21 protein-coding genes are annotated in these 25,680 nt (G+C 42.8%); 10 read left to right on the top strand and 11 right to left on the bottom strand.

The window, feature by feature from the left end; translation table 11 throughout:
• Nucleotides 1-6: 6 nt before the first annotated feature.
• The 5 genes from HYN43_RS00565 to HYN43_RS00545 form a co-directional block, all read right to left on the bottom strand.
• Nucleotides 7-861: a DUF4843 domain-containing protein gene (locus tag HYN43_RS00565; protein ID WP_162996244.1), complete on the bottom strand. Its 855-nt coding sequence runs from the start codon at nucleotides 859-861 to the stop codon at nucleotides 7-9.
• A 19-nt stretch (nucleotides 862-880) separates the two neighbouring features.
• Nucleotides 881-2,374, bottom strand: coding sequence for a RagB/SusD family nutrient uptake outer membrane protein (locus HYN43_RS00560; protein WP_119407599.1), 1,494 nt, complete (start codon nucleotides 2,372-2,374; stop codon nucleotides 881-883).
• Between the two features lie 9 nt (nucleotides 2,375-2,383).
• Complete coding sequence (locus HYN43_RS00555; RefSeq protein WP_119407598.1) at nucleotides 2,384-5,818, bottom strand: SusC/RagA family TonB-linked outer membrane protein; 3,435 nt, start codon at nucleotides 5,816-5,818, stop codon at nucleotides 2,384-2,386.
• Nucleotides 5,819-6,062: 244 nt separating this feature from the next.
• Entirely contained in the window at nucleotides 6,063-7,226 is a 1,164-nt protein-coding gene (locus tag HYN43_RS00550) for a FecR family protein (protein ID WP_119407597.1), read from the bottom strand.
• Nucleotides 7,227-7,399: 173 nt separating this feature from the next.
• Nucleotides 7,400-7,984, bottom strand: coding sequence for an RNA polymerase sigma factor (locus tag HYN43_RS00545; protein WP_119409198.1), 585 nt, complete (start codon nucleotides 7,982-7,984; stop codon nucleotides 7,400-7,402).
• 226 nt (nucleotides 7,985-8,210) lie between these two features.
• On the opposite strand from HYN43_RS00545, the gene HYN43_RS00540 reads away from it, so the two are divergent.
• Nucleotides 8,211-8,720 (top strand): hypothetical protein, encoded by a 510-nt coding sequence (locus HYN43_RS00540; RefSeq protein WP_162996243.1) that lies wholly within the window; start codon nucleotides 8,211-8,213, stop codon nucleotides 8,718-8,720.
• A 177-nt stretch (nucleotides 8,721-8,897) separates the two neighbouring features.
• Here HYN43_RS00540 and HYN43_RS00535 read toward each other — a convergent pair whose 3' ends face one another.
• From HYN43_RS00535 to HYN43_RS00510, 5 genes are all read right to left on the bottom strand, one after another.
• Nucleotides 8,898-9,353, bottom strand: a complete 456-nt coding sequence (locus HYN43_RS00535; protein WP_119407595.1) for a peptidase associated/transthyretin-like domain-containing protein — start codon at nucleotides 9,351-9,353, stop codon at nucleotides 8,898-8,900.
• A 60-nt stretch (nucleotides 9,354-9,413) separates the two neighbouring features.
• Complete coding sequence (locus HYN43_RS00530; RefSeq protein ID WP_119407594.1) at nucleotides 9,414-12,719, bottom strand: VIT domain-containing protein; 3,306 nt, start codon at nucleotides 12,717-12,719, stop codon at nucleotides 9,414-9,416.
• A 439-nt stretch (nucleotides 12,720-13,158) separates the two neighbouring features.
• On the bottom strand, nucleotides 13,159-13,506 hold the full coding sequence (locus HYN43_RS00520; protein WP_119407592.1) for a hypothetical protein: 348 nt from the start codon (nucleotides 13,504-13,506) through the stop codon (nucleotides 13,159-13,161).
• Between the two features lie 58 nt (nucleotides 13,507-13,564).
• Nucleotides 13,565-13,933: a hypothetical protein gene (locus HYN43_RS00515; RefSeq protein WP_119407591.1), complete on the bottom strand. Its 369-nt coding sequence runs from the start codon at nucleotides 13,931-13,933 to the stop codon at nucleotides 13,565-13,567.
• Nucleotides 13,934-13,944: 11 nt separating this feature from the next.
• Nucleotides 13,945-14,346 (bottom strand): hypothetical protein, encoded by a 402-nt coding sequence (locus tag HYN43_RS00510; protein ID WP_119407590.1) that lies wholly within the window; start codon nucleotides 14,344-14,346, stop codon nucleotides 13,945-13,947.
• Nucleotides 14,347-14,846: 500 nt separating this feature from the next.
• Here HYN43_RS00510 and HYN43_RS00505 point away from each other — a divergent pair, with 500 nt between their 5' ends.
• The 7 genes from HYN43_RS00505 to HYN43_RS00475 all read left to right on the top strand — a co-directional run bounded on the left by HYN43_RS00505 (nucleotide 14,847) and on the right by HYN43_RS00475 (nucleotide 20,845).
• Complete coding sequence (locus tag HYN43_RS00505; RefSeq protein ID WP_119407589.1) at nucleotides 14,847-15,626, top strand: DUF1223 domain-containing protein; 780 nt, start codon at nucleotides 14,847-14,849, stop codon at nucleotides 15,624-15,626.
• 8 nt (nucleotides 15,627-15,634) lie between these two features.
• Nucleotides 15,635-15,802 carry a hypothetical protein gene (locus tag HYN43_RS00500; protein ID WP_162996242.1) on the top strand — a complete coding sequence of 56 codons (168 nt, stop codon included), beginning with the start codon at nucleotides 15,635-15,637 and terminating at the stop codon, nucleotides 15,800-15,802.
• Between the two features lie 152 nt (nucleotides 15,803-15,954).
• On the top strand, nucleotides 15,955-16,389 hold the full coding sequence (locus HYN43_RS00495; protein WP_119407587.1) for an organic hydroperoxide resistance protein: 435 nt from the start codon (nucleotides 15,955-15,957) through the stop codon (nucleotides 16,387-16,389).
• Nucleotides 16,390-16,461: 72 nt separating this feature from the next.
• Complete coding sequence (locus HYN43_RS00490; protein ID WP_119407586.1) at nucleotides 16,462-17,469, top strand: alpha/beta fold hydrolase; 1,008 nt, start codon at nucleotides 16,462-16,464, stop codon at nucleotides 17,467-17,469.
• Nucleotides 17,470-17,684: 215 nt separating this feature from the next.
• Nucleotides 17,685-18,956: an epoxide hydrolase family protein gene (locus HYN43_RS00485; RefSeq protein ID WP_119407585.1), complete on the top strand. Its 1,272-nt coding sequence runs from the start codon at nucleotides 17,685-17,687 to the stop codon at nucleotides 18,954-18,956.
• Between the two features lie 127 nt (nucleotides 18,957-19,083).
• Nucleotides 19,084-20,103: a sensor histidine kinase gene (locus tag HYN43_RS00480; RefSeq protein WP_119407584.1), complete on the top strand. Its 1,020-nt coding sequence runs from the start codon at nucleotides 19,084-19,086 to the stop codon at nucleotides 20,101-20,103.
• Complete coding sequence (locus HYN43_RS00475) at nucleotides 20,084-20,845, top strand: LytR/AlgR family response regulator transcription factor (RefSeq protein ID WP_119407583.1); 762 nt, start codon at nucleotides 20,084-20,086, stop codon at nucleotides 20,843-20,845. Before HYN43_RS00480 ends, HYN43_RS00475 begins: the two co-directional genes overlap by 20 nt.
• Nucleotides 20,846-20,850: 5 nt before the next feature.
• On the opposite strand, the gene HYN43_RS00470 is transcribed toward HYN43_RS00475, so the two are convergent.
• The gene (locus HYN43_RS00470; RefSeq protein WP_162996241.1) at nucleotides 20,851-23,658 is read right to left on the bottom strand and encodes a WG repeat-containing protein; all 2,808 of its coding nucleotides are present in this window, start codon (nucleotides 23,656-23,658) and stop codon (nucleotides 20,851-20,853) included.
• Nucleotides 23,659-23,792: 134 nt separating this feature from the next.
• On the opposite strand from HYN43_RS00470, the gene HYN43_RS00465 reads away from it, so the two are divergent.
• Nucleotides 23,793-24,734, top strand: a complete 942-nt coding sequence (locus HYN43_RS00465) for a helix-turn-helix domain-containing protein (RefSeq protein WP_119407581.1) — start codon at nucleotides 23,793-23,795, stop codon at nucleotides 24,732-24,734.
• 78 nt (nucleotides 24,735-24,812) lie between these two features.
• Nucleotides 24,813-25,655, top strand: a complete 843-nt coding sequence (locus HYN43_RS00460; protein ID WP_119407580.1) for an SDR family NAD(P)-dependent oxidoreductase — start codon at nucleotides 24,813-24,815, stop codon at nucleotides 25,653-25,655.
• Nucleotides 25,656-25,680 lie beyond the last annotated feature (25 nt).

Raw genomic sequence — 25,680 nt, 5'->3', positions numbered from 1 at the left:
AAGTGTTTAATTGATAATAACCTGTTGACCATTTTCATCAACAAAAAAGTACTTGCCTGCCAAATCGTAATACTTGAGATAAAACTTTTTATCGGGCGAAGAAGAACTATAAAAATCATAATCATTGCTTCCGTTGGCTCTTTTGGTAAGTACATAACCCTTTTCAGGATAACGCGCTACCCAGGCAAAGGGGTCGTTCACAAATGTTCTGACATTATCTATATAATACAGCGAACGCGGAATTTGAAGATAAGCATCTGGTTTGGAAAGATTTACAAGATCAACAGTACCCGATGAAATCAGGAATAACTGGTGTTTGATCCTGCTGTAATTACCGAGATTACCCATCCAAAAAATCCACCATGATGGCTGCTCTAACCGGGCAGAGTACAGGATAGTTCTTTTTCTGAGCAATACAGGAAGTGAAGAGCCAAAATCCTGACCGCCCGAAACGAGAATAGTGAGCTTTACTGATTTATTGGCAAGATCCGGGTCGCTGTTTTTTATAATCACCGGTATTTTTACAGTGCCAGAATCGGCAGGCATCACGTAAGTTGGTTTAAGCGCTTCATAATGCAGCCCGGCCTTAGCTGTAGTAGCAGTATCAACTACGCTTATTGTAAACTTCCGTTCGCTTTTTGATATCTGGCCCGAAATAATTACCGGCACCCAAATGGTATCCTGGGCCAGCGTGGGGTTATAGGCAAAAGAGTAAGTGAGTATCGAAGTGTCCTGATTTTTGTCTTTATCCTTATAGTTCAGATAAATATTATCCTTAGAGCCATAGGTAAGCAATTGGTCTTTTTTGCAGCCAAAAAGTGCTGCAACAACCACAAAAACATAAAATATATTTCTTTTCATTGTTATAAATGGTATAAGATCAATTATTATAAGCTTTTTCATCATCCGGAACCGGGAACACATAGATGCTGTTAGATGCAGGATATACCTGTCCGTTGGCCGCTACTATATCAAGGTTTAACCGTTTATACATGTAAAATATCTGGCTCTCGCCGTAAAACTCTTTACGGGCTTCCTTAACCAACGCATTTATAAAAGCCGTTTTACCTAAAGTTGCGGGCAACAGATCAATTATACCGCGGTGCGTGCGCACAGTATTTAAGTACTCAATAGCTTTCATCGGGTTACTATCGTAACTCGCTTCGGCGGCTATGTAATAGGCCTCCGTTAAACGAAAAGCAGGTGCCATAAGCGGGTGCAGATTTACCTGAGGCGAGCTGTTAACCAGGTACTTAATCAGGTAACTACGGTTTGGTGTTACATCGGTAGCTGTATAAAACCATTGCCTGTAGCGCCAGTCTTCGGCACCAACGGTGCTTTTTTCATATATGTTATCTAACTGTGCCGGGGTTGGCTGGTAGTCTGCCGTATTTGCTCTGCTAAATAAGCTTACGAGCGCATCATTATCATTGGCGTAAGGCGCATACCATCCAAACACCAGTTCATTGTAAAAAATCCGGTCTTTCTGCGTAACATCGTTGTTAAAAGCATCTTCTTTTTGTGTCCACGGAAACTTGTTGGCTGTTATTACATCATTCGCGTTCGAAAGCGCATTCTGATAGTCGTTTTTGTACAGGTAAACCCTTGCAAGTTCACCGCACACCGCGTAGTAGTTTAGCCTGTGCCTGCGGTTTTGTAAAAACAGGGTATTGCTTGTAGTTTCGGTTTGCTTTATGCCTGTAAAATTATCGGGATATTTTTTGTTCGGATAACCAACAACATAAGCTGCCGAAATAATAGGATCTGTGTTACTTAGTAAGGTACGTGCGTTACGCAAATCAATAATAGCGTAATTAATTACATCACCTACTGATGAAAAGGGCGTGCTTTTAATGCTAACATTAGTTACATAAGGAATGCCCTTACTATCGGGGCTGTACTTGTATGATGGGGCAAACATACGTAACAGATCGAAATGAAGATACGCGCGCAACGCCAGTGCTTCACCTTTGATGATGGCATAGTTATTTCCTGAAAATATTGCCTTTTGCTTATCTATAACCTGCAGTATTTGGTTGCAGTTGCCGATAGCATTATAAACAGACGACCAGATCTGGCTGTTCTTGTCTTTTAAAATGCTTTGACTGTATTGAAACGAGGCGATTTTTTGGAAATCGGTATTAGAAAACGAATAGTTTTGCGCCATAATATCAAGGTTGCTAAACGTAAGGTTTCCTGCATACAAATCTGCTTTGGTGCACCTTGCATAAACCCCGTTTAATGCCTCCTGAAATCCGGCTTCAGTTTGAAAAAGCTGCTCCTTATCTACATCAGATTCCGGCTGCACATCCAAAAACTTCCTGCATGATGTAAAAACAAGTAATGGAATTATAAAAATTAAATATTTTTTCATGGTTTTTTATTAAAATGAACCTAATAATGAAAATGTTAAGCTGCGGGCGAACGGATAATTAATACCCCGCTCTGCCTGGATAGTTGAAGCCCTGAAAATATCATTTGCAGTAGCCGCGAGCCTCAGGTTTTGAAGCCCCAGACGACGAATAGCCGCCAGTTTAAAATCATACGACAGGTATAACGACTGCAACTCAATCAGGTTATCTTTTTGTACAAACCTCGATGAAACGTAGGTATCAGTGAGATCGGTAATATTTTTGAAAAATGTATGGTCGCCCGGTTTTTTCCACCTTTGTTCAAGTACCCGGCTGTCAACATTAAAGCGCGGGTCGGCATTTTCAACCCTGTCAATAAGCGTTTGATTGAAGGCCTGGCCGCCAAAACGGTAATGAAAACTAACGCTCATCAAAAACCTTTTGTACGAAACCGAAGTACCAAAAAAACCTTCGGCCTTTGGCGCGGTATTACCTACGTCCTGTACATCCTTAACATTCCAGTCGTAGGTTAGGGTACCATCTTTTTTCACTAACAGTTCTTTACCATTCTGAGGATCGATACCTAATGATTTTACAGCATAAATGGTAGTAAGCGATTTCCCCTCAACATACCTGGTAAGCGGTGTTGAAAATGCGTTATTATCAGTATTGGTTTGGAAGTTGTCTATATTATTATTAAACGCTTTAAGCGAATTGGAGATACTGATTATTTTGTTATCGTTATGGGCAAGGTTGCCAGTAACGTTTATGTTCCAATCTGTTGTATGGAAAACCTGGGCTACAAGGTAAAGCTCATAACCCCTGTTCGACATATCGCCGAGGTTATCTTTGTAGGTAGTAAAACCTGTTGATGGGGCGAGGTTAATGTCGGTAATAAGCCCTTTGGTAAGTTTGTAATAGTAACGGGGCGATATAACTATCCTGTCCTTAAATAAACCGATGTCCATACCAACATCTGTCGTACGGGTTTTTTGCCACTCCAGGTTGCTGTTTCCATAACCCAATATGGTGGCGCCGATACCTGTTGAATACCAGTGCTGGGTATCGTACAAGTAAATTGAGCGTGACTGGTAAGCAGGAAAACCGATAGAGCCCAGGGTAGCTATGCTCCCTTTAAGGCGCAATTGGCTTATTACTTTTGAGCCTTGCAGGAAATTTTCTTTGTGAATGTTCCAGCCAATACCTAAGGAACCAAAAGGGGCATAACGCCTATCGGCACCGAAAGCCGATGAACCGTCAACCCTTACAGATGCATCTAAAAGATACTTATTCTGGAATGCGTAGTTACCCGAAAAGAATGCACCGGCAGTTCTTGATTTGGTAATATCACCAAAAGGTCCCGAGTTTTCTTTATAAATACGTGCAAAGCCTATGTTGGTAAACCTGTCGTTTGCGAAACCCTGGGCCGAGAACGATTTAACATCCGTTTTCGACGCTAAAATGTTGGCACCTAAAACAAGGTTGAAATAGTGATCGCCCAGCATTTTGTTATAATTGATGGTTACGTTTCCATCCAAACGAAGGCTGCCATTATTTCCATAATCATAACTACCCCTGTTATTTAATTTATCAGCTGCGGTATTATAAAAAGCGCTGCTTAACGGCGACACATAATGATCTGAGGTACTGTTATTTTTGTTCACACTCATTAATGCCCTCAATCTTAAACCTTTTGAGAGCTTGTAATCAGCCGATAACGACTCTAAGATCTCTGTATAAGCAGATTTATCAAAATTGCTGAGGCTGGCTTCATACAACGGGTTAAAAATATTTTCGGTGATGTACTGATCTGATCCTTTGCGGAAGGTGTTTATACGCCAGTTGGCAAGTTCCTGTACCAACCTGCCTGTACTATCCCTGATGGGGAAGTAAGGATTGGCATTTACATATGTTGCAAAATTGCCATAAGGTGAGTTAACCTGGTTAACCTGTGTAATGGTTAAATCATTCCTGATGATGAGTTTCGAACTTGGGTTGTAGGTAAAGTTAACCCCGCCGCTATATCGTGTATTGTCTGAGCCTTTCATAACACCGGGCTGTGTCTGATAACGCATATCAAGACCATACCTGAAAGATTGGTCGCCGCCCTGCACGTAAACCGAATGCTTTTGCTGGTAAGCATTTCTTAACGGCTGCGATAACCAATAAGTATTTACGCCGCTGGCCACGTTTTTCAGGCGCGTAAACAACTGGGCGTCAAGCTCGTCCTGTTTGGTATCGCCGCTGGTAGGGGTTTGTGTACTGTATAAGCCTACAAGCCGCTCGTAATCTACTTTTTGTTTGGCATTAAGCACATGATAATCAGATAAATCCGGTCCGTTAAAAGTAAGTTCATAGTTATATGATAACTGCAACTTTCCGGCAACAGGGGCCTTAGTGGTAATAACCATTACACCATTGGCAGCCCTTGAACCGTAAACTGCCGTAGCAGCACCATCTTTTAATAAGGTAACCGATTCGATACGGTTGATGTCCAGGTCTACTACTTTTTGAAGCGAAACCTCAAAACCATCCAGTATGAATGCGGGCAGGTTGTAATTGCTTGAAAGGTTGTTACGATCAAGTATGTCATCGTTTATTGATGGAATTGCCGTGGCTCCCCTTACATTTATCTTGGGCAGCTTGTTAGGATCGGATCCTGCAAAGTTATTATCAAGCACCTTAAATGACGGATCAAAAGAAGCAATAGCTTTGATTACGTTTTGTGGATTATTACGTTTCAGGTCGGCACCGCTTACCGAGATGGCGTTGCCGGTATAATTATCCTTTTTGATAACCTGGTAACCGGTAACTACAATATCTTTTATGTTATTAATATCCGGTAAAAGCTTAACTACAATCGATTGCCCTGGCACAACTTTAACTTCTGCAGATTTGTAGCCGATAAACGAGAATACCAAGGTTTGCCCTGCATCGGCCTGCACGTTAAATTCGCCTTTTTCGTTAGTCTGGCCTATTACTCCTTTACTCCCTTTAATAGCGATATTTACACCGGGCATGGTGGTTTTACTTACCGAATCCACTACCCGGCCGCTCACGGGTATTTTGTTTGCGGCAATAACCGGGGCAGGTTCCGGCTCGGGAATTTTATTTTGAATCACGATGGTTTTACCTACAATAGTAAAACTCAGGTCAAAATTTTTAAGGCAGGCGGTAAGCGCATCAACAAGCTGCGTATTATGAAAATCCGCATCAATTGTTTTGCCTTTTAAGTTTACCTTATCGCTATAAAAAAACAAATAGCCGGTTTGACGCTTAATGTCCGTAAAAACAGATTGCACACTTTTGTTTTTACCGGATAATGTCACCGTTTGCGAATAACTTGCAGCGGATAAGTGTAACGCGCCCACAAGTAACAGTATAGTGGTGAGTTTCAATACTAATAAGATTTTGTACTTTACCCCCCGTATTGCGCATACGGCGTTGTAAAGAAAAGTTAATTTCATATTTTTGAATAAGATTGGGTTAATAAAATGCAGCCCAGGCCTTGAACTTCTTGTGCTGCGCGACCTTTTTGCAACCGGAAGCGGTGAGAGGCTTCCGGTTTTTTTTGTCTTTAATTAGGGGGTTATCTGAGATTTAGCGTATTCGTTTCTCCATGTAATTTCTTTTAGTTGTGAGCATTCAGTTTGTTAGTTTAGTTTTCGATTTTTATAAAGTTTAGGGACGGATATTTTCTTTTCAGAACTGTTATTTACTGTAGGATACCTTTACTATTTTGCCATCAACCTCAAACTTTATGTTGTTCAGCTCGAGGATCTTAAATACATCGGCAAGGTTGCTGCCGCGCGAGATTTCGCCGAAAAATTTTTCATCGGGGATCTTTCCTTCGTAAACCACATCGATATCATACCACCGGCTGATTTGCCTCATTACCGTACGGAGATCCTCATCTGCAAATGAAAATACGCCGTTTTTCCAGGCTACCTCTTTTTCGGTATCTACCTGCTGTAGGCGGATAGCTCCTGCCCCACCAGCTGCCAGCTGGGCCTGCTGCCCCGGAACAATCACTGCCGAATTAGCCGCCGAACTCACTTTTACCGAACCTTCCAGCAGCGTTGTTTTAACAAGCGCTTCATCGGCATAGGCATTGATATTGAAGTGGGTGCCCAATACCTCAACCGTTTGCCCGGCCGAGTGCACCCTGAAAGGCATTGCTTTATTTTTAACCACCTCAAAATAACCCTCGCCGGTAAGCGTAACCAAACGCCCGGTACCTTTAAAAGCTGTTGGATAGGTTAATGACGATGCCGCGTTGAGCCAAACATTGGTACCATCGGGCAGGATCACCCTGTACTGGCCGCCGTTGGGTGTGGTTATTGTGTTTTGAAACACCTCGCCCGATGGCTCGGCGGTTTTGTAAACAATTTGTCCGTTGGCGTATTTGGTAATAATAACGCCGGCCTGCCGCGCGATTTGCCCGCTAACCGAATCATCAAGCGTGATAGTTTTGCCCCCCGCCAGGGTGAGGGTAGCCTTATTGCTGCCCGGTTTTATGCTTTTGTAATTATTAGCTATAAGTTTATCAGCCTTATGGTTATTGCGGGTAAAAAAGTAAGTACCCACAGCAGCAAATAAAAGTATTGAGGCCGCTACCGCGTATTTTGCCCAGCCATACTTTGATGGCATAGTAAGCGGCTTTTTTTCGTATTGCGCTATTTTTTGATCGATGTTGGCCTTTATCGCGTTTTTCAGGTGCAAATAATCGGCGTCGTTGTCATCGGTAATTAAATCATCATTTAAATCAAACAGGTTGTAGTACGATTCGAGAAATTTAATTTCCTCGTTCGTAGCTTCACCAAGCCTGTATTTTTTTAGTATCTGTACAAAATATGCTTTATTCGCCTCGTCCATTTGCTGCCTTTATATATACATGAGTGGCCAAAATGAAAATAGCCCACGCGATTTAAAAATATTTTTACATTTTTTTAATAAAAACATATTCTTAAGATCACATAGCTAAAAATTTGGCAACAAAATACCGCTTAAGATAAAAATATCCCACATAAAATAACTGAAAAATCGTTTTACCAACCTTTTTGATAGAAATAAAGCAGCACATGAAGTAAAAACAGCGACCTGCGGAGGGTAGCAAGTGCTTTGCCCATTTGGTTACGCACAGTTTTGGGCGAAATTTGCAGCTGATCGGCTATTTCCTGGCTCGAGAGGCCTTCGTTGAAGCGTAAATTGAATATAAGGCGTTGCTGCGGAGGCAGCGTTTCTATCAAATCATTAAAAGCCTTCAAAAACTCATCATGCAATACATTGGCATCGGCCCGGCCAAGGGGACTTTCAATTTCGTGGGCAGTATCGGGTAGCTGGGCATACCTCGATTCCTTTTCCATGTATTTAAACACGCCGTTGCGGGCGGCCACCATTAAATAGGCAGGCAGGTTTTCGATGGTCGATTTTGATTCCCTCGTCCACAGTTGTACAAATACATCCTGGGCTATATCCTGCGCCCGCTCGGCATCGTTAAGCCTTTTATAGGCCGCGTTATAAACCTGTTTCCAGTACTTGTTATACAAGGCATCAAATGCCCCTTTATCGCCCCCGCTTAAAAGCGACAGCAGTTCGGCATCGTTATCAATGTATAGTTCGTTATAGGCCATGGTGTTTTTATACCTTTTGATACTGTATAACACTTATACAAACATCATGGTGGCTTAATGTTTAGTTTAAATCTGTAAAACCAAATATAGGTTTTTATTATGAAGCTTAACAGTATGATGTTACTTTGGTAATGAGATTTGTAAAATCTGGGGTAATTTAAGTTGATAAAGCGGAATGTTCCGGATATTGGCGGTAAAAAGGGGATCCCCAAAAAATAACGGTACAATGGAGTTTTATTTTAATGATCAGGATACAGAGCGGCTATTTAACTTTATACAGCAGAAGGGCGGTAGTTTCATCCCGGATATTTTTTTCGACACGGAAATGTTTAAAACGATAGCCGACAGCGAGGAATTTCTTCAATACCGGCAAACGCTAAGCACTCACTTTTTTTTAATTGCAGAAGCGTATTCTTTCGAAAATCTCAGCTTAAGTATGAACAGATTTATTGAACAGCCCGCGTATGCGGTAAATCAACGTAAAGGAGGTCCTTACATCGATTTCTCATTCTACCGGGGTTTTACAGCGGAATCGGTTATTCCTTATAAAAGATCTGAAATAGATATATACTCAAAATTTATCCATGTTGATGGTAACGGGGAGTTTGCAGCAACCGAAAATTTAAAAAGGTATTATAATGATATTGTGGCTTATATAAAGAGTTGCTGCAAAGCTGTTAAAAAAGGGAGGAAAACTTATTGGATAAGTGTTGATGTTTTAAGGGAAATAGAATAGTTCACCCGTTGGTCGGGTGTCTGGCTTCGAGTTAGTTATACGTGGATTTTACAACATCAACTGAATGTAGTGCGATACTTTAATACCGTATGCCTGTAGTTGCAAACTACAGGCATACGGTATCCGTAGACAAAGTCTACGGACAGCAGAGTTTACCGATAGTCGGTTAAATCAATGCTATTTCTTTTTGTAAAACGGCCTAAACTCTTGTGTATAACAAGCCGTATCTGTTTTAAATAAACCTTTCGCAAGTGCTTCCTTATGCAATTGGGGGAGTTTTTTGTACCTTTTCATCCGGAGTTTATCAACCCTTTTGGGTGTCATAAAATCATAAGTGAAGCTTGCTATCATTACAACCTCTGCCTCGTCACATTTATCTGTAAGCGCTATTATTGCCGGCTCGAAACCAAGATACCAAAATGATATTTTTTTTACCCCAACAGGGATTTCAACTTGAAAAAAGCCATCCAAATCTGTTTTGCCAACTTTAACTGTGTCGTTAATCATAATTAACGCAAATGGCGTGGTTTCGAAAAACTCAGATATTACCCTTCCCTTAATCGTTTTAGTTTGAGCATAAACACTGCACATTGAAACACCGAGTAAAATAAAAATGATTAATACTTTCTTCATTTTAATTTTTTTCAGGACGAGACAAATACATCAATCCGATATAAAGTTAATTATTGCCGTTTACCTTGCAGCCACTTCCTTCCCTTCCGGCTTAAAATCCAGATCGCCGATGTATACCGCGCCGTTTGCATCTTTTTTCATTTGCAGCACAATAATCTCCTTCTTTTCCTGCGGGGTGCCGTAGTGGGTAAACATTTCGGCCATAATGGTGGTTGGGCCGGCAATGGTAGCCTGCCTGTCTCCATAGTAATTGATCTCTATTTTATAAGTACCGGGAATTGCTTTTTTCAGCAAGAACTGCTCAGGACCTAAACCCTGCGTCATATCGCGCGAGATGCGGCCGCCAATTTCGGTGCGGTTATGGCTGTAAAAACATTTTTCGTTATTGGGGTCGGTTACCCAAAGGTCAATATCAGTATTGTTCATGTTCCAGTCCATCACTATCCGCACATCAACCGGCATGGCCTTAATCAGCTTTTTATCAATGCCGGTTAGGTTCAGCTTGCCTTTATTAAGGGCAATAATGCGGTTTATTTCTGGTAAAAACACTTCCTCGATGCCTTTGTACAAACCGTCGGCATCAGGGTTATAGCTTTTGGTCATGGCCGTATACAATACATCAAGCGCTTTTTGATGCTGGCCGGCATCTTCCAGGGCCCAACCATAATCGCGGAAGCTTTGCGGATCGAGCGGGCGCAGTTCGGTTACTTTTTTAAAGGCAAACAGTTCGCCATCTACATCGCCCAGTTGTTTTAATTTATAGCCCAGCATTTTGTATAGTTCGTAGCTGCCCAGGTCAAGTTCGGCCAGGTTGCTCAGGATGCGCCTGCCCAGTTCGGCATTACCGGTTTTTATAAAATAATCGGCCACATCAAAATAGTAAACCGGATTGCTGCTAAACGATGTGCGGAGCTCAATATATTTTTGATACTGTGCGGCTTTGGCTGTTTTTTGAATGATTTTTAAATAATCGGCAGTTACAGGGTTATAGGCAACATTAATGCCACCATTTTGCACCGGGCTGCTATTTGCAACCGTATCCGCCACAGCGCGCCTGCTGCCATTGGTATTGATCACCACTACACCGTTAGCAGCCCTTGCACCGTACAATGCCGTGGCGCTTGCATCCTTCAAAATGTTTATTGAGGCAACATTATTTGGGTTGATACTATTAATATTACTTACGGCCACGCCATCCACAATATATAAAGGCGGGGCACCTGTTATGCTGTTAACACCGCGCACATTCACCTGGCTATTAGCTCCTGTTGCGCCCTGCGAAGGAGTTGCTGTGACACCTGCCACCCGGCCTGCCAATGCATTGTCAACCGATGCAGGGCTAATGGTAGTTACCGAACCGGTTACAGATACTTTTCTTTGTACACCGTAACCAACTACCACAACCTCGGCAAGCTGGTTTCCGGTTGGCGCGGCAGGTTCGGCCACTCTATCAGCCACATTAGCGTTAGCACTACCCCTTACCTGCATTTCGGCCACTGCGGGTGGCTCCTGCCCATTTGTTTTTGTTCTGCGGTTTCGGGCTTTTCTATTGGCGTCGGGCTGAACCTGGGGTTGTGGTTTAGGTTGCTCTTTAACTTCGGTTTCTTTATCCCACCATTGCCCAAGCTGCGTTTGCATCGCGATTGAGGTGCTGAGGTTTTCGCGCTGAGGTTTTTCAACCGGGCCGCGTTGTTTCATAATGGCATTGTATTGCTCCTGTAATTCGGCAGGAGGTTCAATTTCGTACCGGATATAATCGTCGATGTTTTCTAATACGATGAGTGAGGTGTTGCGGGTAACGATGCCAAAACGCTTACCTAACGATTCTATCTCCTGGCGGTTGGCCTCGTAATTGATATCCAGCTCGCTGATCTTTTTCTGCCCCCAAAGTTTGGCAACATCCACACCTTCAACAGCGTTGGCGGCCAAATCAAGCGTTACCTGTTTTTCAAGGCTCACTTTGTTATCATAACCGTATTGCAGGGTAAGCGTTTGATTAGGATTACGGGTAATGCCTGCCACCGAAAAGGTATTGCCCACAGCCACCGGCAACGACGGGTAATTTTCCTCAACACCGGCTTCAGCCTTAATGCCTATAAAATGCAGGGGACGGGTGGTAAGCTTAACGAGGGCTTTATCGGTATCATCGGCACCCAGATCAATCATTTCGCCGTGGGTTTTGAGGGCGATGAGCTTCAGGTTGCTGTAATCGGCCACGGCTGATGAATTGATGCAATAAACGGGTTTATTGATCAACTTTAATGTTTTTTCGCCAAAAGTTTGGTGGCCGTCGCTCATCAGCAAAAACTCGTCGGCATTATATGGGTTCAGGTTAATATTACCCAGGTTGGTAGCGCCGTCATAAGTAATATGTTCGAGCACATTCCTTAAATCAGACCAGTTGCCGTTATTAACCGTATAGGTTTTTGTATTTAAAATGGTATTGCTAAAGGTTGTGAGCACCACATCGGCATTGTTCACCTTTTTTAAGTAAGCATCAAGCAGGGCCAGGTCTTTTTTAATATCGCGGTTGGCACCACTTAACGAGGCATCCCACAACAGCCCTATGCGGTGCGGCATGGGTTTGCCAATGGCCTTCGCCTGCAATTGGGTATTGATAAAATAATAGTATTTATTGCCCTGCGCCTGGATCATTACCTCGCCGGCATCAGTTGGCTTAGGGATCAGAAATGATAAGGGATGATTGGGCATATAGCTGCTTTTAGCCAGTGAGGCCGAATACGTATTGTGGTGATTATCGAAATGTAAAGCATCCCCCTCCCCTTCAGCTACAGGGGCATCGGCACTTTGAATAACCGAGGCATTCAACAAAAATTTCTCCACCGTATCCTTCACATTTAAGGGCAGGCTAAATTTCAGGTTTCCTTTATCGCCTAAATGGATCTCCTCTTCGTAACCAATAATTACGGTGCGGGTACTGTTAGGATTGATAGGATAAATACGGGTGCGGAATGCATTGCCTTCTACTTTCTCCAGCAAACCGGGATCAACGCGGCGGCGTTCAATAGCCTCGAAGGTTACGGTGCCCTTGCCCCTGTCTACCGGTACGGCTTCGCGCATTTTTCCGTTTATATCCAGCGCGTAGCGGCTTACACTTATGCCATCCTTTAGCGGAAAGGTTAATGTACCTTCTAAAATACGCGGGGTGGTGTTTACAAAGGTCATTTGCCAGGTGGTGCGGCTTACGTTACCATAAATAGCCACATCAATTTTTAACTGCTGCAGCTTTACGCCGTTGTTGCTTTTACCATCAACAGTAAGCTGCGGACTTTGGGCTAAGGCAGGCTGTACCATGAGTACAGCCGCCATCAATGCAAAAAGGGGAAAGGAAATCAGTCTTTTCATAATCGCTCGTTTTATGTAAGATGCAGGGGGAGGTGGGATTCCATAAGTGGGGTTGAAAAATTTGATAAAAAAGTGCGGGAGGGTTTAGGACGCTGTTGTTTTTGCCGGTGTAGCTCGTTAAGTTGAGCGTTGTTAATATTACTAAGCCAGCCCCGCGGCTTGTAGCGGTAATCGATGTTTTGCAGATAGTATATAGCGGGCAAAAACTACGTTATCAAAAAGCAAATCCCGGATGTAGTTATATCCGGGATTTGCATAGCTATTACTTTGCTTACGAGCCAAAAGCCGGGAGGCTTGTGGCAGCAATTACTTGCGGTAGCAGGGCTTGCTCAAGTTTAGGCGGAAGTTACGCTTTCGCTAAAGTTAGACCAGGAGGGGTTTATTGACGTTAATTATATATACTTATTTTCTGTTAAAGGTTACTTACGTATATACTTTATTATTGCAGATGAACTTCCCAACGCCCATGCGATTCACGGTCAACCGTTTCTTGTGATTCAAAACCGATAAAAACCCCATCTCTTCCCTCAATGGGATATCCATGTTGATCTAACAAACTTCTTAGCTTTTTGTAAAGTTCTTCGTCTGATTTTAACTTCATCTTCATATCGTCGGACTTGACGCAAATCCAAAATGCCAAATATTTCGGATGTACGTCGTAAGACCCGAACCAATCGATCCAATATCTCTCGTCACAGACCGCTGCTATAATTGTTTTCATGTCTCGCCTGATCGCTAAAATCTTCTTTTTTATCGGATCTGATTTAAATATTTCAAAAAATCCCATATTCTAAATTAATAAATATGCCTATAGTTGCAAACTACAGGCATAAGAGGTTTATAGTCTAAGTCAAAAATTCAAGCCTCACCTGTTCTGATTTCCGTTTAATGAAAACCGCACACACTTCAAGAAGATCATCCGAGATGTATGGGGGAAGCGGTGCTTCATTTTTTGAATAATAAGAAACATAATATTGTCCATTCTTATCGTGAATATACCACACGGGCGACATTCTTTGATCCTCCGAATATGCTACCCACTCCTGGACTAATTCCGGGTGCTTAACGAGGATATCAAAGATATCTTTTTCGGTAATCTCGTCATGAAACTCAAAATAGCCAGATTCTTTCACTAATGCATAGGGTGATTTATCCTCGTTAGCGTATTTTACAGGAAGAAATATGAGATCCTGTATTACTTCGTTTTTGTTCATCGCAATTACTTTTACCAGTTAGTATAAACCTGTTTTCCAAGCGCAATTAAAAAAAATACCTGAGAGATAAAGATTAAAATATATAGTAATTTAAAGAAGAAAAACTTGTGCAGCTTACTGTGTGATTGCTTAGTATCGTCATTATAATATGTCGAACGGGCAAGCTTATATGTAGATATTTTACTACCTAAAGCTATAATTAACGCCGCTATTAAGGCCCCTCCACACAGCACAAAATCTTCCAACGATAGCAAAAACTTTGATTGAAATAAGCCGGCATGAATAAGTGTAAGAACAGCAACATATAAAACAACAAGCGAGATGTTTCTAAAATTCGGTAAAATTACGCTGTTAACTAATAAACAAACGAGTAAGTCCATCGAACCAAATACTGCGATGTAAAGTAATACCATATTATTTCTATAAAATAGCCCGAAGTTAGCCCAATAATTTTTCAAGTATACAGATTCAACAAACGATCTGCCGCCGGAAATCCTGAAAGTGTAAACCTATTACACCATTAAAATTAGATGTAAACTTTCTTCAGGACGATACTGTTCCAAAAATATGTCTTCGTGTTCCAATTTCGCAAAAACAAGTGTTCCATTTTTAAAAACGGGTGTTCCAATTTTATTTTTCAAAAATCACAGCATACTGATTATCAACACAAAGGTGTTCCAATTTGCAAAATCACTCATTTTATCAAAACTTAAGTGACTGATTATCAACTGTTCCATTTTACGAAAAAGTTTAAAGTGTTCCACCTTTTAAAATTGGAACACCGCAAAAAACCTTGCCCCTTCATCGCCCCAATTGTCCGTTTCAACTACCCCATTGCCCTATCCAACCGGTTTCATCTTCGCTCCCGCCCCATGTTGAAATACCTTTGAATCAACAAAACAGGAAATATATCATGAAAGCTATAACCACATCAATACTTGCCTGCATTACCGGGGCAATGGCATTAACCGCCTGCGGACAGCAGCCCAAACCTACCGATACCATTGCCAAACCCGATGGCTTTGCCGTGCTGGAACTGTTCACCTCCGAAGGCTGCTCAAGCTGTCCGCCCGCCGATGAGGCCATTGCCGCAGTACAAAAAGCCACCGAAGGCAAACCCGTATACATCCTGGCCTACCATGTTGATTACTGGAACACCCTCGGCTGGAAAGATAGGTACAGCAATGCCGATTTTTCGAAAAGGCAACGCCGCTACGGCGACCTGCTTAATGCCCAGGTATATACCCCGCAGCTGGTAGTAAACGGTGCCGCAGAATTTGTAGGATCAGACGTGGGGGCTATCAGCAGCGCGCTTTCCAATCAATTATCGGTTGCGCCCACACCCAACCTTACGTTACAGCTGAGCCAAACCGGCGAAACGGTGAACATACACTACAAAGCCACCCAACCTGCAAAAGGCAGTAGTTTGCAAATAGCCATCGTACAAAAAAATGCCCAAACCAGGGTTGAGCGCGGCGAAAATGCCGGGCATACCCTATCGCACGTGCAAATTGTGCGTAAGCTGCAAACTGTAAACTTTAATGCCACCGGAGAAGGAGATGTCCAGATAGCCCTGCCTAAAGAACTTAACGGCCAGGCCTGGGAGGTGATAGTGTTGGTACAGGATCAAAACACCGGCAAAATTTGGGGCGCAGCTAAAGCCGGATTGGATAATAGCATAGCCGGTAAATGATAATCATCATGAACAATTTATTGAAGCACAACCGCAACAGGTTTATCATCGGGCTCATCTCGTTGCTCTCTATGTCGTTCGTAGCCAGCGCACCCTTTGAGAGTAATCCACAAGCCTGCGGGATGATTATCGACGGTAAAGAAAACAAAAAGCAGAAACAGCCCGGTAAAAAATAAAGCGCCGCGGCAGGGCAATGTAAAAATTGTCCGGTTCAGGGGCCGGTTTGTCCGCTTCGGCCAGGAAGTGATTGAGGCGGAGCCGATATCGCAGTAATTTTGAATCAACAAATCAGATAAATAACAACAACAACTTAAAAATTTAAAACATCATGGAAACTTCAAATAGCACCATCGAAAACAAAAAAGTATTATACACAGGTAAAACCCACACAACCGGGGGCCGCGACGGAGCCGCAAAAAGCACCGACGGTCGTTTGGATCTTAAATTATCAAGCCCCGGAACTTCAGGTTTGGGTACCAACCCAGAGCAGTTATTGGCAGCCGGCTGGTCGGCTTGTTTTATCGGCGCAATGGGTTTGGCCGCCGCACAAAAGAAAGTAAGGATCCCTGCCGATGCAGCTGTTGATGCCGAGGTTGACCTGGTACTTACCAACGGCGCTTACTCTTTACAAGCCCGCCTTAACATCAACCTGCCAGGCCTCGACCGCGAGCTTGCCCGCGAACTTGCCGAAGCTGCGCACAACACCTGTCCGTACTCAAAAGCATTAAAAGGCAATATTGATATAACGCTTAATATCGCTTAATCATTAATAAAAAGGGGCAATCTCATTGATGGTTGTCCCTTTATTTTATAATCTATCTAAAAACTAAACATCATGAAAACTACCACTAATCATATCCGCCGCTTTTTTGCAACTGTTGCATTTATAGCTGGCTCACTTTTTATCGCCAACGCACAAACAGCCGCTAATACAACTGCGCCCGATCCTTTCAAAAATATTAAACAAATTAATGCCGGCGAACTGAATGTTGGTTATGTAGATGCCGGCCCGGCAAAAGGTCCGGTGGTACTGCTGCTGCATGGCTGGCCTTATGATATTTACAGCTATGCCGATGTGGTGCCCCTGCTTACCCAAAAGGGCTACCGGGTAATTGTACCCTATCTAAGGGGTTACGGCTCAACCCGCTTTTTATCCGACACCACTTTCCGCAACGGGCAGCAATCCGTTTTCGCTACCGATATGATTGCCCTGCTCGACGCCCTCAAAATAAAAAAGGCCATAGTTGCCGGTTACGACTGGGGTGCCCGCACCGCCGATATCCTGGCCGCCCTTTGGCCCGAACGCTTTAAAGCCCTGGTATCTGTAAGCGGCTATCTCATAGTAAACCGCGAAATGAACCAGCAGCCCTTAGCACCTAAAGCCGAACTGGGCTGGTGGTATCAATATTACTTTGCCACCGCCCGCGGCGAAGCCGGCTACGGTGCCAACCGCAACGATTTTAACAAGCTGATCTGGAAACTGGCATCACCAAAATGGAATTTTGACGATGCCACCTACAACCGCTCGGCCTCAGCTTTTAACAACCCCGATCATGTAGCCATCGTGATTCACAATTACCGCTGGAGGTTAAGCCTGGCCAAGGGTGATGCTAAATATGATGAAATTGAAAATAAACTGGCCGCCGGCCCGGTAATCAGTATCCCAACCGTTACCATCAGCAGTGATTTTGATGGTGCCGCGAAAGACGGCGCTGCTTATGCTAAAAAATTCACAGGCAAATACGATCATAAAATTTTAGACGGCATTGGTCACGATGTGCCGCAGGAAGCTCCGCAGGCATTTGCTGATGCCATTGTTGAGGCTGATGGGTTGGCTAAGTAAATCGCTCATACTCCTTGTTTATAAATCCCGGCCGTTGGCTGGGATTTTTTGTTTTAAGCCGACAGCAATATCGGTGCTAACTCCCGCAACAAACGCCTTTCCCTTCAAAAATCAGAATGTCTAATTCACAACTCCGTTTGTCCATCCCAGCTATGTATTGATTGTCGCCCCTCCCTTTTGAAGGTAATTTTGATTAACAATTAAAAAAACACACAATGAAAACTTATAAAAACATCCTTAATAAAATGATTGCCGGAGCTTTCGTTTTATTCACATCTACCGCATTTGCACAAACAACACCCGCTGCCGATGCTATCCGTCCGTTTCATGTTAACGTTCCCGAATCGGCATTAACCGATCTTCGTCAACGCATCTCGGCAACCCGCTGGCCCGACCAGGAAACCGTAACCGATCGTACCCAAGGTGTAAAGCTCAACCAGATCCAAAACCTTGTAAAATACTGGGGTACCGATTACGATTGGCGCAAGGCCGAAGCCAAGCTGAATGCCCTGCCGCAGTTTATCACCAATATTGATGGGCTTGATATCCACTTTATCCATCTACGTTCAAAAAACCCTAATGCTCTGCCTATCATCATTACCCACGGCTGGCCAGGTTCGGTATTTGAGCTTTTGAAAATTGTTGGTCCGCTTACCGATCCCGAAGCTTATTGCGGTAAGGCATCTGATGCTTTTGATGTGGTGATCCCTTCAATGCCTGGCTATGGTTTTTCTGAAAAACCTAAAACCACAGGCTGGGATCCCGACCGTATAGGCAAAGCCTGGGATGTACTGATGAAACGCCTTGGTTATAAAAACTACATTGCACAAGGTGGCGACTGGGGTTCGGTTATTGCCGATGCTATGGGTCGTCAAAAATTTTCGGGCCTGATCGGCATCCACATAAACATGCCTGCAACTGTACCTGCCGAAGTAGCCAAATTGCTTAACAGCGGTGCACCTGCACCGGCCAATCTGTCGGTAAAAGAAAAGGCTGCTTATAAATCTTTGAGTTATTTATATACCAAAGGTGCCGGTTATGCAGGCATTATGGTAACCCGTCCGCAAACTATAGGCTACAGTTTATCTGATTCGCCTGTTGGTTTGGCCGCTTTCTTTTTAGATAAATTTAACGACTGGACCTACAGCGGTGGTAATGCCGAAAAAGTATTAACCAAAGATGAAATTTTGGATGATATCACCCTGTACTGGTTAACCAATACAGGCAACTCATCAGCACAGCTTTACTGGGAAAATAACAACAACAATTTTAACGCCATTGAGCAACACACACACGAAATTACAGTACCGGTTGCCGTAAGCGTATTCCCCGGCGAGATTTACCAGGCACCAAAAACATGGGCTGCACGTGCCTACCCTAAGCTAATCTATTTTAATGAGGCCAGTAACGGCGGTCACTTTGCCCAATGGGAACAACCTCAAATTTTTGCCGAAGAATTGAGGGCTGCCTTTAAAACATTGCGTTAATTAAACGAAGCTTCTAAAAGCTCTCTCGCAGGTTCAAGCGTTCGCGCTTGAACCTGCGAGTTTTTACACCCCGCGAACAAACAGCATCATGATACCATTAATTAGACATTATATTTGCATACCAGGCATGACAAAACAAACGTTTAAAATCTCGAATAAAGTAATTTGGATCAGTTCCCTGTTTTTGGGTGCAATGATGGCCCTGCCTAAAATGGCCCAAATGCATTTTAACCCTTACGAAGCACTGGTAGATTCGGGCATAACTGCTTTGTTCGCGCTGTTTACCTGGTATTACAATATCAAAACGCTGCCCGCTTACTCATCCCGCGATGTGGCCAATGGCTTCTCGACACCTATTTTAATCAAAAATTTGCTTTTGGGGATTGTGGTGATGTTTGTATTAGCCTGCATTCAGCAGTTTTTGATGACACACCTTAACTTCGGCCCCACCATGCTGATGTTTGAGGTGCGGGGGATTTTGGTAAACGTAATGTTTTACATGTTTATCCACCTTTTGTATCAAAACTATCATAACCAGCAGGTAGGCATCGAACTGGAGCGTATTAAAGGTGATAATCTGGGTGCCCAGTACGAGTTGTTGAAGCAACAGGTTAACCCTCATTTTTTGTTTAACAGCCTCAACACTTTAAAATATATGGTGGAGAGTGAGGATAAACACAGCGTTGATTTCATTTTAAAGCTCTCAGATTTTTACCGCTTTACCCTCGAGAGCCGCAAGCTGGACGTAATCACGCTTGCCGAAGAATTGAACATCTTAAACTCCTACCTGTTTTTGCTGAAAGCACGTTTTGAAGAAGGAATTGAACTTTCAATAAATGTAGACCCGAAGTATAACAAAACCAGCATTCCCCCTTTCACACTGCAATTGCTGGTTGAAAATTGTATCAAACACAATGTGGTATCGTTAGATAAGCCTTTGCACATCCGGATCTACTCGGAAAACGATTTCCTGGTTGTTGAAAACCAGCTTCAGCTAAAGCGCAGTTCAGAAACTTCCACTGGTATAGGGCTTCAGAATATTATTGATAGATACAGCCATCTGGCCAATAAAAACATAGAGATTTTGCCTACCGCCACCATGTTCACCATTAAACTACCTCTTATTCATGAAAATAGTAATTATTGAGGATGAGATAAAAGCGGCCAGATCGCTGGCAAACCTCATCAATAAGTTAAGACCTGAAGCACGCGTGGTAGCGCAATTGCAAAGTGTTGAAGCCGCGGTAGATTACCTGACTAACAGCGAGCACCCCGACCTGATATTTATGGATATCCAGCTTTCGGACGGGCTGTCGTTCGAGATTTTTAAACACACAGAAATTAAAGCGCCGGTTATATTTTGCACCGCCTACGGCGAGTACTCGATGGAAGCTATTAAGGCCAATGGGGTTGATTACCTGTTGAAACCATTCTCTGGAGATGATTTGCAGAAAGCGCTTGAAAAAGTAGAAAGTTTTAAAAACTTTTTCCAACAAAGCACCCGCCCCGATCTGGATGCCCTGCTGAACAAACTTGGGCAGGACGAGGGTAAGAAAAGCTTCCTGGTTTTTAAGCACAATAAATACACCACCGTACAAACCGAGCAGATAGCGTTTATTTACATCCGTAACGACTCGCCCTCCATCATGACCTTTCAGCAGCAGGAATACGCGCTCGATCAATCGATGGATCAGATCCAGAACATGCTCTCGGCCAAACAATTTTTCAGGCTTAACCGACAGTACCTGGTTAATTTCAGCGCCATAAAAGAGGTTGAACATTACTTTGGGCGGAAATTGTTTGTTAAGCTTACTATACCCAGCCCGGGGCAATTGCTTATTGGTAAGGAAAAATCGGGTAGTTTTTTGAGTTGGTTGGAGAACAGGTAAGCTGGTTAAAATTTTTCGGGTATTATTTTGCCATCCTCATAGCGGATGCTTCTGTAGATGCAGGGGTAAATTAGGTTGGCATCGCAATCAAGCAGGCCATATTTGCCGTTTTTGGTAATCTGGAAATAGCCGTTAATGTCTCGAAAAGGTTCGTAGCTATCAAAATCTTCATCGAAAACAAATTTGCCATCATAGGTAACTACATTTACTTTTTTTCCTTTGGATACAAAACAGTGTTTTTCCATACCAAAACTAATGTTATCATAAACCGGCGCAAGTATCTCCCGACCGTTTTGATCAAGCATTCCTTCCTTACCATCCATCCCCTCAACCACATAACAATTAGGATAATAATTTTTGACATACCTAAAGTTTATCTGTACAAAAATTTTACCGTCCCAATCAAGCAATCCCCTTTTTTCTTCGAGGGTTACCTCAATCACCGGGCGGTTCTGGTATAACGAAAATGGAAAGTCTATAAAATCATATTTGAACGGCAATATCATCTTATAATTCGCGTCAACAAGTCCATATTTACCGTTTAGTTTTACCACGTAAACCCATTTTGCCGTATCCTGACACCTGCGAACCTCCCTGATTTCGTCGTATCGAAACGGAACAATTACCTTATTTTGTAAGTTTATCATTCCCCAATGATTGTCTTTTCGCGCGGCGAGATTTCCGGTTTCTTCATCTCGTAATTCGTCGTATAAACAGGGAATTATAACCTCTCCTTTTTCATTCATTAATCCTGATTTTTTATTTTTAGTTACCCAATACCAGGTATCCTTTGAGTAAAATCCTTGTTGTACACATGAAATTCCGTCGTATTGAGGCTTAACAATAACTTGCCCATTAGGATGAATCAGTCCGGATAGTTTACCTTTTCTAATAATATAATCGCCGTGGCCGGTTGTTAACACTATCATGTCATAAATGCAGGGAGCTATTTCGTGCCCTCCCGTATCAATCAGGCCATATTTATGATTTTGAGTTACGCTGAGTAAAACCCCTCGCAGCGTTTCTCCAAAGTAAAGCGCCTTTGGCTTATCATATTGAACAGGGGTAGTGGGTTTTAAATGCTTATTCAAAAAGCCCCATTTATTGCCTATCCTCACCGGTATTATAGTTTTCCCGAATCTGTAAGGACTAAGAAATTCATCATAAATACAAGGTGCCACCTCCCGCCCGTAATTGTTCAGAAAACCCCATTTACCATTTTTCTGCACGGGGATATCGTGTATATTATCGTAATAGGCTCCTGCTGTGTATTGAGCGGGGGTATCGTAACTTATCCCGGTTATGTGCTGTAGATCATGAAGGATGAAACGGCAACGGCCATCTTTTTTGAGCCAGAAACAACCGGTGCGTAATAATCCACAATCGTCATATTCAAAGTTTAACAAAGTCTTTCCGTGGTTATCAATTACCCCCCATTTTCCATTTAGTTTAACAAAACCCACCAGGCTTCTGTCGTTAAACTTTCCAACCCATGCCTTTTCATAAATAGGTGGCGTTATTTCAACACCACGTTCATCAAGCAATCCCCATAAATTATTTTTTTTATAGTAAGTAATCCGCGGGGTCCGATCAGCGTTGTAAAAAATGTCAACTATATCGGTGTAACTCACAAACCTATTTTCTACAGCATTAAAAACAATATATTTCGAGCTATCTGCCGGGTTTGTCAATGACCATACAGGCTCAAAAAGCCACTCATACCCATACATATAATTAGTTATACGCATGCCTATGCTATCGTACAAGGCGAGGCTGAAGTTGTTTTTCTCATTCTTTGCAATTATAAAGCCACTACCAAAAGCTGTTATTCGCTGTCCCCTACGTATTGGAACAATCACTTTGCCGTTGCTAACCACCCCTACCGGGCGATCGTCGGCTTGTCTGTAGGCCTTATCTGGTTTATAAACAAGGTAAGCTTTTGAAGTAAGTATTTTAACCTCATCATAAATTATTGGCACGATGATACTATTATTGTAAGTTATCACGCCCTTCTTTTTCCGTTTAGTTACTAATACTGATTTATATCCCGTAACCCAGGCTTCTTCGTAAATGGGTGGAACAAGCCAGTCGCCGTGACTATTGATAAGACCCTTCTTTTTGTGCTTTATAGCAATAGCAACATCGCCTCTGAATACCCCAATTCCTTCAAATGTTGGTGGTAATATTTCAACGCCGTCACGATTAATAACACCCCATAACCCATCGCGTTGAACGGCCATGAAATCTTTAAAATAAATGGAAGGTGCGATACTTAAGGCCAGGCCATAATCTTCAGATCCACCAGAGCTTCGCCCGTCGTTAATTACAAAAGGAGGATTGAAATACCTCGCTAACCGGGTATATCTTGATGGCGGGAACAGCTGTTTACCAGAAGATGTAAATAAACCAAACTTGCCATCTTCCCATACTACAAACAAGCCGTTATCACACTTCGCCACCCAATAATAAAATGCAGGAAGCACTAACTTGCCAATACTATCAATCACATTAATTTTGCCACTGATATCCTGCACCAGCGCTTGTCCGTTTTGAAAAGTACTACAGTTAACATAAACAGGCGGCACCTTTACAATGCCGGCCGAATCGATAAAACCTACCTTGCTTTTTTTATATCCCGGAGTTTTACTCTTAACGGTGAAAGAAGCCCTTCCGTTGTTAAAGCTGCTGACAACAATATCGGTATCGCCGCTATAGATCATACCATCCCTGTTATATCTCAGTTCGATACGCTGTTGCGCCAAAATATTGAAACCAAATCCTAATAAAAAAAGCAGGAGTAAATACCTCATCATAACAAATATATCATCATGATGCATTTGATCGGCATTTTTCATAAGAGCTACAATATACTCCTGCTAAGCATGTCGGTTACAGGCAATTATACAGAGCATCTGTTATACCTTTGAAAATTCTTTAACTTAGCAATATGGAAAAATTAAAGATCCCGCGTTTAGAACTCGAAACCTTTGCGCAGGCGGGCTTTAAAATTCCGTTGTTTAATATTGAGCATTATCCGCTTGATGCCAATCACTTTATTGTTAAAAACCGTGATAACTACCCGGTTAAGGATTATATTTCACCAGGCAGGCGGCAGTTTTTTAAAATTTTTCATATTACCTCCGGCACAGGCGTGCTTACAGTAGGCCTTCACCGGTATTTGATGGGTACGGGCGATATTGCTTTTTTACACCCGGACGAGATCATGTCATGGCAAACAACCTCTGTTGAAACCGGAGGGCATTTCTGCCTGATTCACCCCGATTATTTTGGCAACGCCACGCATGTGCTTCATCTGTTAAGGCAGTATCCTTATTTCAAACCATCAAAAGCGGTTATTCAGCTAAACGAAGAGCAATCAACAAAAATCAACAGTTATTTTGAACTGATGGTAACGGAAGATGCCGGGCAAAATGATGATAAGAAACAAGCTATTTTACTACATCTGCAGATGATTTTGTTAGAGGCCCGGCGCGCCGGTAAAAATCTGGCCGATGTTGCCATACCCGAAAATTACAGATACATCCATGGTTTTTTAAACCTGCTCGAATCGTCGTTTCAAACTAAAGATCCTGATACGACAGTAAGGATCAAAAATGCATCCGAATTTGCAGATCAGCTAAACGTTCATCCCAACTACCTAAACTCGCTTGTTAAAAACCAAACCGGTAAAACGCTGCGCGAACACATCCAGGAGCGGCTGCTTTATGAAGCCAAAACCCTGCTGCTGCAAACCGATTGGGATATCAAAACCATCAGCTATGTGTTAGGCTTTTCGGAGCAGGCTGCTTTTACCTCGTTTTTTCATAAAAAGGAAAAATCATCGCCCTCGGTATTCCGGGAAAGTGCTGTTACCACCCTCCATATTTGAAACTCGCAAACATCCCTATGGTTTGAATAAATGCCTGCTGCAGCATTGTTGGTTTCTTTGTATCATAAATTTTAAACAATGGAAAATCAAAGAAAAACATGGTTTGTAACAGGCGGTTCACAGGGGATCGGCCTCATATTAGTAAAAAAAATATTAGCCGAAGGTAATAACGTAGCCGTAACCGGCCGTAACCTTGATGTAGTAAAAAGTGCTGTTAATGATTCTTCAGCGCAATTTTTGCCCTTACAGGTTGATCTGCCTGATGAAGCCAGCGTTGGCAAAGCAGTAGCCGAAACCATAGCCCGCTTTGGCACTATCGATTTTTTGGTGAACAATGCCGGTTATGGCTTAATAGGCGGCATTGAAGAAACAACAGCCAGCGAGGTTCAGGCTATTTATGATATTAACGTTTTTGGCTTGCTGAATGTAACCCGCGCAGTGTTGCCGCACATGAGGGCAGCGGGCAGCGGTCATATTTTTAATATCTCCACCGTTTTTGGTTTGATAGCCGGTGCGGCCTGGGGGCATTACTGTGGCACCAAATTCGCGGTTGAAGGTTTATCTGAGGCTCTGGCACAAGAGGTGAAACCATTTGGCATCAACGTAACCATTATTGAACCGGGTTACGTGCGCACCAACTTTTTAAAAAGTGGATCGATAGCCCATCCGCAACATCCGATACCTGCCTATACTGCCATACAGGAGGAAAAACGCAGGCATCTGGAAGAGGTTCCGGGCACCCAGGTTGGCGACCCTGAAAAAGTAGCTCAGGTAATAATCAATACAGCTAAACTGGCCGAACCACCGCTGAGATTATTACTGGGATCTGATTCGTTACAGTTTGCCAATTACAAAATACAGATGCTGAAAGATGGAATTGAAGTCAATAAGGAAATTACGCTTTCTACCGATTTTAAATAAAGCCATCTGAGCGTGTGACGCTGTA

Origin of the sequence: Mucilaginibacter celer (assembly GCF_003576455.2) — a bacterium.
Lineage (GTDB): Bacteria > Bacteroidota > Bacteroidia > Sphingobacteriales > Sphingobacteriaceae > Mucilaginibacter > Mucilaginibacter celer.
Note: the sequence above shows the minus strand (reverse complement) of the source record. Positions and strands in the feature narration are given on the sequence as shown.